Below are 10,704 nucleotides of genomic sequence, written 5' to 3'. Positions count from 1 at the left end.
TTAAATTCTGTGTTGTGACGGATGATGATCCAGCTCGACATGTACAGCACTCGCCTTACATGGGCCCGACCACCCCATATCTGGCGGTGCCCTCGATGGCTACCACTATCGTTGTTGTAAGGCGCTACGCCCACCAGAGCGGCGATCTGACGGCGGTCCAACTGCCCCAGTTCAGGCAGTGAGGCGAGCAGATTTGCGGCGGTTACTCGACCGATTCCGGTCACTGCCAATAACTGACGCGCCCTGGTATCGTCCAGTTGCACCATCGCCTGGTCAATTTCTTCGTCGAGGCGTTTGATCAGCACTTTCAGCTGCTCTATATGCTCATCGAAGTGGGCCATCACTGTTGCCGAGCGACATTGCTGGCGACGCCGCTTGTCGTCATCACGGCTCTGCACAAATTGGGCGCGCTGCTTCACCAGCTCTCGCAGCTCTTCGCGTTCAGGGCTGACCGGTTGGCCTTGAGGGGCGCTGAGGTGTGCAGCGAAGTCCGCAAGGACTTCGGCGTCGATCTTGTCGGTTTTGGCTTTTTTACCCATGGCATCGGCGAATTTTCGGGCACGGGCTGGGTTGATGCAGATGGTTTCCAGTCCTGCTGAGGCCAGGGCGATCAACACATCTTTCTCGTAGCCGCCTGTCGCTTCGATCAGCACTCGACTGATATTGAAGTCCTTCAGACGCTCAAGCAACACCTCGAAGCCTGCGGAGTTGTTGGCCACTTCGAAGCGGATTTTCTGAGGCTTGATGCAGATTTCCAAAGTGGCTTTGGCAGTGTCGATTCCAACAGAAGACAACATGGCTGAACCCTCTTACACTCAGTTGTGAGAGCGCTCTGGCTTGGCCCACGCTTGTGATTCGAGAGGCGCTCAATCAACTGTTCGGGCTCGGGCCAGAGTGGAGAGGTGAATGGCAGCTTTGCTCCCACACGTGCTTTAAGCACTACCGGCGTACAGCTTGCCATTCACCGCTCTCACTTCTGATTCTATTCCTACCTCAAGACACAAGCCGGCCTTGCCGGCGATGGGCTGCAAAGCAGCCCCAAAGGGTCAGTGCAGAATCTGGCTCAAGAACAACTTGGTCCGCTCATTCTGCGGCCGGTCGAAGAAGTCGTCCGGTGCTGCCTGCTCGACAATCTCACCCTTGTCCATGAAGATCACCCGGTTCGCCACGGTGCGGGCAAAGCCCATCTCGTGGGTCACGCAGAGCATGGTCATGCCGTCTTCCGCCAGGCCAACCATGGTATCGAGCACTTCCTTGACCATCTCCGGGTCCAGCGCCGAAGTCGGTTCGTCGAACAGCATGATCTTCGGCTTCATGCACAGCGCCCGGGCAATTGCGACCCGTTGCTGCTGACCACCGGAAAGCTGCCCCGGAAACTTGTTGGCCTGCTCCGGAATACGCACCCGCTCAAGATAGTGCATAGCGATTTCCTCGGCCTTGCGCTTGGGCATCTTGCGCACCCACATTGGCGCCAGGGTGCAGTTCTGCAGGATGGTCAGGTGCGGGAACAGGTTGAAATGCTGGAACACCATGCCGACTTCGCGGCGGATCGCTTCGATCTGCTTGAGGTCGTTGGTCAGTTCCACGCCATCGACGACGATGCGCCCCTGCTGGTGCTCTTCCAGGCGGTTGAGGCAACGGATGGTGGTCGACTTGCCCGAGCCCGACGGCCCGCACAGCACGATACGCTCGCCCTGACGGACATTCAGGTTGATGTCCTTGAGCACGTGGAACTGGCCGTACCACTTGTTCACGCCCTGCATCTGAATAATGCCTTCAGGGCTCACAGGCTGTTTGATCGCTTCACTCATGGGAACACTCCTAACGCTTGTGGCCTGTGTCCAGCTTGTGCTCCAGATGCATGGAGTAGCGGGACATACCGAAACAGAAAATCCAGAAAACCAGGGCGGCGAATACATAGCCCTCGGTCGCCATGCCCAGCCAGGTCGGGTCGGCAGCGGCCTGCTTGACGCTGTTGAGCAGGTCGAAGAGGCCGATGATGATCACCAGGCTCGTGTCCTTGAACAGGGCAATGAAGGTGTTGACGATGCCGGGGATCACCAGCTTCAGGGCTTGCGGCAGAATCACCAGGCCCATCGAACGCCAGTAGCCCAGGCCCATGGCCGCAGCAGCTTCGTACTGGCCCTTGGGAATGGCCTGCAAGCCGCCGCGCACCACCTCGGCGATGTACGCCGACTGGAACAGGATCACCCCGATCATGGCCCGCAGCAGCTTGTCGAAGCTCATGCCTTCGGGCAGGAACAACGGCAGCATCACCGAGGACATGAACAGCACGGTAATCAGCGGCACGCCGCGCCAGAACTCGATGAAGGTCACGCAAACCACCTTCACCGCCGGCATGTTCGAACGCCGCCCCAGCGCCAGCAAGATCCCCAGCGGCAAGGCACCGACGATGCCCACGGTGGCGATCACCAGGGTCAGCATCAACCCGCCCCACTGGTTGGTCGGTACCGTGGCCAGGCCCAGGTAGCCGCCGTGCAGCAGGGTGTAGGCGACGATCGGGTACAGCACCAGGAAGCCCAGGCCGTAAACCGCCTTGCGCGGGAAGCGCGAGATGAACAACGGCGCAGCGCCGATGACCGCTAGCCAGACAGTCAGATCGACACGCCAGCGCAGCTCGCTCGGGTAGTAGCCGTACATGAACTGACCGAAGCGCTGCTGGATGAACACCCAGCAGGCGCCCTCCTTGGTGCAGTCGGCGCGGGTAGTGCCGACCCAGTTGGCGTCGAAGATCGACCACTGCAGCAGCGGCGGTACGATCAGCCACACCAGGTACACGGCCAACAGCGTCAGCAGGGTGTTGAGCCAGCTGGAGAACAGGTTGGCGCGCATCCAGGCCATCACGCCGACGGCTTTGACCGGTGGCGGCATATCAGGTTTGAAAACATGGGTACTCATGCGCTTGTCCTCACCGCTCGATCAGCGCAATGCGCTTGTTGTACCAGTTCATCAGCAGGGAAATGCTGATGCTGATGGCCAGATAGACGCTCATGGTGATGGCGATCACCTCGATGGCCTGACCGGTCTGGTTGAGCACGGTACCGGCGAACAGCGAGACCATTTCCGGGTAGCCGATACCGGCCGCCAGCGACGAGTTCTTCGCCAGGTTCAGGTACTGGCTGGTCAGCGGCGGGATGATCACCCGCAGGGCCTGGGGAATGATCACCTTGCGCAGCGTCGGCCCTTCGCGCAGGCCCAGGGAACGGGCCGCTTCGGTCTGGCCGTAGCTCACCGAACGGATGCCCGAACGCACGATCTCGGCGATAAAGGCTGCGGTGTAGATGGTCAGCGCCAGGGTCAGGGCCAGCAGTTCCGGGATCAGCACCCAGCCGCCGACGAAGTTGAAGCCCTTGAGCTGCGGCATTTCCCAGTGCACCGGCGCGCCGAACAGCAGCACGCACAGCGCCGGAATACCGAAGAACAGGAACAGGCCGACCCAGAATTTGTGGAACGGCTCGCCGGTGGCCTCAAAGCGCCGGTTGGCCAGGCGCACCATCACCACAATGGCAATGATGGCCAGCCCCACGGCGACGACGAATGGCCAGAATCCTTCGGCCATGGAAGCACCGGGCATGTTCAGGCCCCGGTTGCTGATAAAGAAGGTGTCGTTGAGATTGATGCTACCCCGCGGTCCCGGCAGGGTCAGGAACACCGCGAAGTACCAGAACAGGATCTGCAGCAGCGGTGGAATGTTACGGAAAGTCTCGACATACACCGTGGCCAGCTTGCTGATCATCCAGTTCGGTGACAGTCGCGCCACACCGATGATGAAGCCCAGCAGGGTCGCGAGGATGATGCCGATGAAGGTTACCAGCAGGGTGTTGAGCAGGCCGATGACGAAGACCCGCGCATAACTGTCCTGTTCGGTATAGGGAATCAGGTGCTGGGCGATGCCAAAGCCGGCACTGCGTTCAAGGAAGTCGAAGCCCGAAGTGATCCCGCGGTGTTGCAGGTTGGTCTGGGTATTGTGAAACAGGTACCAGCCCAGACCGACCACCGCGACCACGGTGAGGATCTGGAACAGCCACGCACGCACACGTGGATCGCTCAGGGATAGTCCCTTGGGTGCGCCGATATTATTTTGCATGTAATGCCCCGAAAGGAAGGGAACCGAACAGCCTGCGGCGGCCGAATGCCGCCGCAGGCTGCAAGCGTCAGCGCACCGGTGGCGCGTACTGGATGCCGCCGTTGTTCCACAGGGCGTTCAGACCGCGGTCGATTTGCAGTGGGGTTTCCTTGCCCAGGTTTTTCTCGAAGACTTCACCGTAGTTGCCGACCTGCTTGACGATCTGTACTACCCAGTCCTTCGGCAGTTTCAGGTCTTTGCCGTACTCGCCATCGGCGCCGAGCATACGGGCCACGTCAGGGTTCTTGGTGGCCTTGGCTTCGGCTTCGACGTTTTTCGAGCTGATGCCCATCTCTTCGGCGTTGAGCATGGCGAACAGGGTCCACTTGACGATGCTGAACCACTCTTCATCGCCTTTGCGCACTACCGGGCCCAGCGGCTCCTTGGAGATGGTCTCTGGCAGTACCACGTAGTCAGCCGGGGCGGCCAGCTTGGAGCGCTGTGCGTAGAGCTGCGACTTGTCGGAGGTCAGCACGTCGCAACGGCCGGACTCCAGCGACTTGGCGCTCTCGTCGGAAGTGTCGAAGGTGATCGGGGTGTACTTCAGGCCATTGGCGCGGAAGTAGTCGGAGACGTTGAGCTCGGTGGTGGTACCGGCCTGGATGCAGATGGTTGCCCCGTCCAGTTCCTTGGCGCTGGAAACACCCAGCTTCTTGTTGACCAGGAAACCGATGCCGTCGTAGTAGGTAACACCGGCGAACACCAGGCCCATGCCGGCGTCGCGGGAGCTGGTCCAGGTGGTGTTGCGCGACAGCACGTCGACTTCACCGGACTGCAGCGCAGTGAAGCGCTCCTTGGCGTTGAGCTGGCTGAACTTGACCTTCTTGGCGTCGCCGAACACTGCAGCAGCCACCGCGCGGCAGACGTCAGCGTCGATACCGACGATGTTGCCCTTGGCATCCGGAACCGAGAAGCCCGGCAGGCCATCACTGACGCCACATTGAACGAATCCCTTCTTCTGTACTGCGTCCAGGGTCGCACCTGCCTGTGCGAAACCACTGATACCCAACGCGGTAGCAGCGGTAACCACTGCCAGTGTGGATTTCAACATCTTCATTCAAACCTCCGGTTTTGCTCTTGTTGTGTGAGCCGGGATTGCACCGCACCCTTATGAGGCGCATCCGACCCGTGTTGGCTTGTTTTTGGGTCAATTGGCGCAATGCGCTGTTCTGTGACAGCCTTGGGGACCGCTAACGGGTGTTACCGTCCAAAACGTGTAACCTCGCATCAGGAGTTTCATAGCAAAGCGCGTACCACACTGAAGGGCTAAAGCGTTTCAGTTAACGTCAAGAGGAAAACTTGCAACGTTGCGACAGGTTTTTCCCGGATTTACCCGACGCGCCTTCATTTCATGCACGCAAACAAGAGCGCGCGCACACTTTCGGAGCAGTCATGACCCACCCGCTGATTCTCGAACCACAAAAAACCACTGATGCCTGTGTGATCTGGTTGCACGGCCTGGGGGCCGACCGTTACGACTTCATGCCGGTGGCCGAAGCCCTGCAGGAAGTGCTGCTGACCACCCGCTTCGTCATGCCCCAGGCGCCCACCCGGCCAGTGACCATCAACGGCGGCTATGCAATGCCCAGCTGGTATGACATCAAGGCCATGAGCCCGGCGCGGGCCATTGATGAAGAGCAGCTGCAGGAATCGGCCGAGCAGGTGATCGAACTGATCAAGGCCGAACAGGCAAAAGGCGTGGCCCTGTCGCGCATCATCCTCGCCGGCTTCTCCCAGGGCGGCGCGGTGGTACTGCACACGGCCTATATAAAGTGGCAAGAAGCCCTGGGCGGTGTACTGGCGCTTTCGACCTATGCCCCGACCTTCGCCCAGGAACGCGAACTGAGCGCCTGTCAGCAACGGACCCCGGCCCTGTGCCTGCACGGTGTTTATGATCCCGTGGTGCTGCCGGCGATGGGCCGAACCGCCTTCGAGCACCTCCAGCATTGGGGCGTCAACGCCGAGTGGAAGGAATACCCGATGGAACACGCGGTGCTACCTGAGGAAATCAGCGATATCGGCGAGTGGCTGATCAAACGCCTGCGCTAAATGCAGAGTTCCCTGTAGTTGTCAGTGCAATCCACTACGCCGCGCCCGATTCTTGCATTACACTGCCCGGCGTACATTCCTTAACCAATTGATGAGATGACCGTGCTCAAAGCACTCAAGAAGATGTTCGGCAAGAGCGAGGTTGAGCAACTCGCCACCGAAACCGCTGCCCCCGTGATGCAGCCGCCCGCAGCACTCCAGGCCCCTGCCCCGTCGGCTCCGCTCAAGACCGAGGCCGCAGCCCCTGCACCGGCCCCGGCCCGCGCCGAGAAACCGGCCGAGGCCAAGCCGCGCCGTGAGCGCAAGCCAAAACCCGCAGCCTCCACCTGGAAGCTGGAAGACTTCGCCGTCGAGCCGCAGGAAGGCAAGACCCGTTTCCATGACTTCAAGCTCTCGCCCGAGCTGATGCATGCGATCCACGACCTCGGCTTCCCTTACTGCACGCCGATCCAGGCCCAGGTCCTGGGCTACACCCTGCGCGGCAAAGACGCCATCGGCCGGGCCCAGACCGGTACCGGCAAGACCGCGGCCTTCCTGATCTCGATCATCACCCAGCTGCAGCAGACCCCGCCGCCGAAAGAGCGCTACATGGGCGAACCACGGGCACTGATCATCGCCCCGACCCGCGAGCTGGTGGTACAGATCGCCAAGGACGCCGCGGCGCTGACCAAGTACACCGGCCTCAACGTCATGACCTTCGTCGGCGGCATGGACTTCGACAAGCAGCTCAAGGCCCTCGAAGCCCGCCACTGTGACATCCTGGTGGCCACCCCGGGCCGCTTGCTGGACTTCAACCAGCGCGGCGAAGCACACCTGGACATGGTCGAGGTGCTGGTACTGGACGAGGCCGACCGCATGCTCGACATGGGCTTCATCCCCCAGGTGCGGCAGATCATCCGCCAGACCCCACCCAAGAGCGAACGCCAGACCCTGCTGTTCTCGGCAACCTTCACCGAAGACGTGATGAACCTGGCCAAGCAGTGGACCACCGACCCTGCCATCGTCGAGATCGAGCCGGAGAACGTTGCCAGCGAAACCGTCGAGCAGCACGTCTATGCCGTGGCCGGCAGCGACAAGTACAAGCTGCTGTACAACCTGGTGACCGAGAACAAGTGGGAACGGGTGATGGTCTTTGCCAACCGCAAGGACGAAGTACGGCGCATCGAAGAACGCCTGGTGCGCGACGGTGTCAACGCCGCCCAGCTGTCGGGCGACGTACCGCAGCACAAGCGCATCAAGACCCTCGAGAGCTTCCGCGAAGGGCGCATCACCGTGCTGGTGGCCACCGACGTGGCTGGCCGCGGGATCCACATCGACGGTATCAGCCATGTGATCAACTTCACCCTGCCGGAAGACCCGGACGACTACGTGCACCGCATCGGCCGTACCGGTCGCGCCGGCACCAGCGGCGTGTCGATCAGCTTTGCCGGTGAAGATGACTCCTACCAGCTGCCGGCCATCGAGGAGCTGCTGGGACGCAAGATCAGCTGCGAGATGCCGCCGACCGAGCTGCTCAAGCCGGTACCGCGCAAGCATCACTGATTGCGTTGAGCCTATCGCGGGGCACGCCCGCTCCTACCCCATCCGGTAGGAGCGGGCTTGCCCCGCGATGCTTTTTACACCGCCCTATATTGCCCAAATAAACTAAAAGTCCATAATAGACAAAATAGTTCATTTGGAGCTTCGCATGTCTGCGCCTCTCGTCATCGATCAACAGCACGCTCGCCAACTGCTCGCCCAGGTGGATGTCCCGCAGATCCTGCGCAACCTGTTCCGTGACCTGGCGGCCGGGCAGGCAGTGCAACCGCCCCAGCAACTGGTGGAGTTCCCGGCCGGCAAGGGCGACTTCATCAACTACGGCGGCGTACTGGCCGAAGAGCGCGTGTACGGCGTCAAGACCTCGCCCTACATCGTCCGCGAACAGGGTCCGCTGGTCACCGCCTGGACCCTGCTGATGTCCATGGACAGCGGCCAACCGCTGATGCTCTGCGATGCCGGCGAATTGACCAGCGCCCGCACCGCCGCCACCACCGCCGTGGCCGTCGATGCCCTGGCCGCAACTGACGCCCGGCGCCTGACCCTGATCGGCAGCGGCCCGATCGCCCGCGCGCACCTGCATTACGCCCGCGGCCTGCGCGAGTGGCAGGACATCCGCCTGTATTCGCCAAGCCTGGGCGAACAGACGGCCGAGCAGCGCCAGGCCCTGACCGATCTCGATCCACGCCTGGTGCTGAGTGAGAGCCTGGAGCAGGCAGTGATGGATGCCGACGTGATCCTGCTGTGCACCTCCTCGGCCAGCCCGGTGCTCGACCCGCGCCAGCTGAGCAAGCCTGCGCTGATCACCTCGATCAGCACCAACGCCGTGCGCGCTCATGAAGTGCCGCCAGCGACCCTGAACGAGATGGACGTCTACTGCGACTACCGGGTAACCACCCCAGGCAGCGCCGGTGAGATGCGCATCGCCGCCGAGCAACATGGCTGGCAAGCCGAAGCGATCGTCGGCGACCTGGCGCAATTGATCAGTGGTACCGCGAAAAAACCGGACTACCAGCGCCATGCCTTCTTCCGCTCCATCGGCCTGGGCCTGGAAGACATCGCCCTGGCCAACGCCCTGTACCGCCTGCAACGCGCCGACTGAGGAAACCTCCATGCAACACGCTGATTTCATCATCATCGGCGCCGGTATTGCCGGTGCCTCCACAGGTTACTGGCTGGCCGGCCACGGGCGTGTGCTGCTGCTTGAGCGCGAGTCGCAGCCGGGTTACCACTCCACCGGCCGCTCGGCCGCGCTGTACACCGCAGCCTATGGCACACCGCAGGTCCGCGCGCTGACCCTGGCCAGCCGTGAGTTTTTCGACCATCCGCCTGCGGGCTTCGCCGAGCACCCGTTGCTCAGCCCTCGCGGGGAAATGACCGTCGACCTCAACGGCGACCCTGAAGAGCTGCAGCGCCAGTACCAGAACGCCAAGGCCTGCGTGCCTGAAGTCGAGCTGCTCAGCGCCGAGCAGGCCTGCGCGCGCCTGCCAGTGTTGCGCCGCGACAAGGTTCATGGCGCCCTGTACGACCCGAGCGCCAGTGACATCGACACCGACGCCCTGCACCAGGGCTACCTGCGTGGTATTCGCCGTCAGCAAGGTGAAGTGCACAGCGACTGCGAAGTGCAGCAACTGAGCCGCGATGCCGACGGCCTCTGGCAGGTGCAGACCAGCCGTGGCACCTTCAGCGCCCCTGTGCTGATCAATGCCGCCGGTGCCTGGGCCGACAAGCTTGGGGAACTGGCCGGTGCCCAGCCGCTGGGCTTGCAGCCAAAGCGTCGCGCGGCGTTCATCTTCGCCGGCCCCGAAGGCATCGACAGCCATGCCTGGCCAATGCTGGTGAGCCTCGATGAGTCGTTCTACATGAAGCCCGACGCCGGCATGCTGCTCGGTTCACCGGCCAATGCCGACCCGGTCGAGCCTCATGACGTGCAGGCCGAAGAGCTGGACATCGCCATGGGCATCTACCAGATCGAAGAAGCCACCACCCTGAGCATTCGTCGCCCGACCCGCACTTGGGCCGGGTTGCGCAGCTTCGTTGCCGACGGCGACCTGGTAGCCGGATTCGATCCGCAGGTTCCCGGCCTGTTCTGGGTCGCCGCGCAAGGTGGCTATGGTATCCAGACCTCGCCGGCCATGGGCCAGGCCAGCGCGGCCCTGGTGCGCGGCGAAGACCTGCCCGAACCCCTCAAGGGCTTTGGCCTGAACGCCGCAATGCTGTCGCCGCGCCGCCTGCAAGGGTGACGCCCGGCCGCGATTGCGGCACACTCCCAGCGCCCTTTTGCCAAGGGCGCTGACACCGCCTGGAGCCTGCCCGAATGCCCACACCCCGCCCCGATCCAGCCCTGCACAACTACCGGGCCATCGCCGACGCCATCGCCACCCTGTTCTTCCCCCACGCCGAAGTGGTGCTGCACGATTTGCGCAGCCAGAAGATCGACTACATCGCCAACAACCTGTCCAAGCGCGAGGTAGGCGACGATGCGGCCCTGGAGGACATGTTCGAGGAAGGTACCGACGAAACCAATATCGGCCCGTACGAAAAGCTCAACTGGGACGGCCAGAAGATCCGCTCGCTGAGCACCGTGCTGCGCGACCCGGCCGGCAAGCCGCAGGCGGTGCTGTGCATCAACCTGAACATTTCCCTGTTCGAGAACGCCAAGGCGGCGCTCGACCTGTTCCTTTCGCCGAGCAAGCTGATCCCGCAGCCCGATGCACTGTTTCGCGATGACTGGCAGGAGCGCATCAACACCTTCCTCAACAGCTGGCTGCGCCAGCGGCAACTGAGCCTCAACCTGCTCAGCCGCGACCACAAGCGCGAGTTGGTGCTGGCCCTGCATGCCGAAGGCGCGTTCAAGGGCAAGAGTGCGGCCAACTATGTGGCCAATGTGCTGGGGATGGGACGGGCGACGGTGTACAAGCACCTGAAGGAACTCAAGGCCTGACTACCTTCAGGCCTTGAGTGAGGCGGCG

The 10,704-nt window shown here is 62.2% G+C and carries 10 protein-coding genes; 5 read left to right on the top strand and 5 right to left on the bottom strand.

Annotated elements, in window-relative coordinates; translation table 11 throughout:
* The 5 genes from JV241A_RS04085 to JV241A_RS04065 all read right to left on the bottom strand — a co-directional run.
* Positions 1–797: transposase (locus tag JV241A_RS04085; RefSeq protein WP_134061417.1), on the bottom strand; the 797-nt coding region annotated here is incomplete at its 3' end.
* Positions 798–1,046: 249 nt separating this feature from the next.
* Complete coding sequence (locus JV241A_RS04080; RefSeq protein WP_010220739.1) at positions 1,047–1,811, bottom strand: amino acid ABC transporter ATP-binding protein; 765 nt, start codon at positions 1,809–1,811, stop codon at positions 1,047–1,049.
* Between the two features lie 10 nt (positions 1,812–1,821).
* Entirely contained in the window at positions 1,822–2,919 is a 1,098-nt protein-coding gene (locus JV241A_RS04075) for an amino acid ABC transporter permease (RefSeq protein WP_115085405.1), read from the bottom strand.
* A 10-nt stretch (positions 2,920–2,929) separates the two neighbouring features.
* Positions 2,930–4,108 (bottom strand): amino acid ABC transporter permease, encoded by a 1,179-nt coding sequence (locus JV241A_RS04070; RefSeq protein ID WP_115085404.1) that lies wholly within the window; start codon positions 4,106–4,108, stop codon positions 2,930–2,932.
* 67 nt (positions 4,109–4,175) lie between these two features.
* Positions 4,176–5,204, bottom strand: coding sequence for an amino acid ABC transporter substrate-binding protein (locus tag JV241A_RS04065; protein WP_038998832.1), 1,029 nt, complete (start codon positions 5,202–5,204; stop codon positions 4,176–4,178).
* A 335-nt stretch (positions 5,205–5,539) separates the two neighbouring features.
* Here JV241A_RS04065 and JV241A_RS04060 point away from each other — a divergent pair, with 335 nt between their 5' ends.
* The 5 genes from JV241A_RS04060 to JV241A_RS04040 all read left to right on the top strand — a co-directional run bounded on the left by JV241A_RS04060 (position 5,540) and on the right by JV241A_RS04040 (position 10,676).
* A complete protein-coding gene (locus JV241A_RS04060; protein ID WP_134061416.1) occupies positions 5,540–6,196 on the top strand; it encodes an alpha/beta fold hydrolase in 657 nt (218 codons plus the stop codon).
* 123 nt (positions 6,197–6,319) lie between these two features.
* The gene (gene rhlB / locus JV241A_RS04055; protein WP_233674231.1) at positions 6,320–7,738 is read left to right on the top strand and encodes an ATP-dependent RNA helicase RhlB; all 1,419 of its coding nucleotides are present in this window, start codon (positions 6,320–6,322) and stop codon (positions 7,736–7,738) included.
* A gap of 145 nt (positions 7,739–7,883) precedes the next feature.
* A complete protein-coding gene (locus JV241A_RS04050) occupies positions 7,884–8,834 on the top strand; it encodes an ornithine cyclodeaminase family protein (RefSeq protein ID WP_115085400.1) in 951 nt (316 codons plus the stop codon).
* A gap of 10 nt (positions 8,835–8,844) precedes the next feature.
* Positions 8,845–9,975 carry an FAD-binding oxidoreductase gene (locus tag JV241A_RS04045; RefSeq protein ID WP_134061415.1) on the top strand — a complete coding sequence of 377 codons (1,131 nt, stop codon included), beginning with the start codon at positions 8,845–8,847 and terminating at the stop codon, positions 9,973–9,975.
* A 74-nt stretch (positions 9,976–10,049) separates the two neighbouring features.
* Positions 10,050–10,676, top strand: a complete 627-nt coding sequence (locus JV241A_RS04040) for a transcriptional regulator (protein ID WP_134061414.1) — start codon at positions 10,050–10,052, stop codon at positions 10,674–10,676.
* Positions 10,677–10,704: the final 28 nt, after the last annotated feature.

The sequence above is a fragment of the Pseudomonas sp. JV241A genome, assembly GCF_900275665.1.
In the GTDB taxonomy this organism is placed as follows: domain Bacteria; phylum Pseudomonadota; class Gammaproteobacteria; order Pseudomonadales; family Pseudomonadaceae; genus Aquipseudomonas; species Aquipseudomonas wadenswilerensis.
This window is presented reverse-complemented; position numbering and strand designations above follow the sequence as displayed.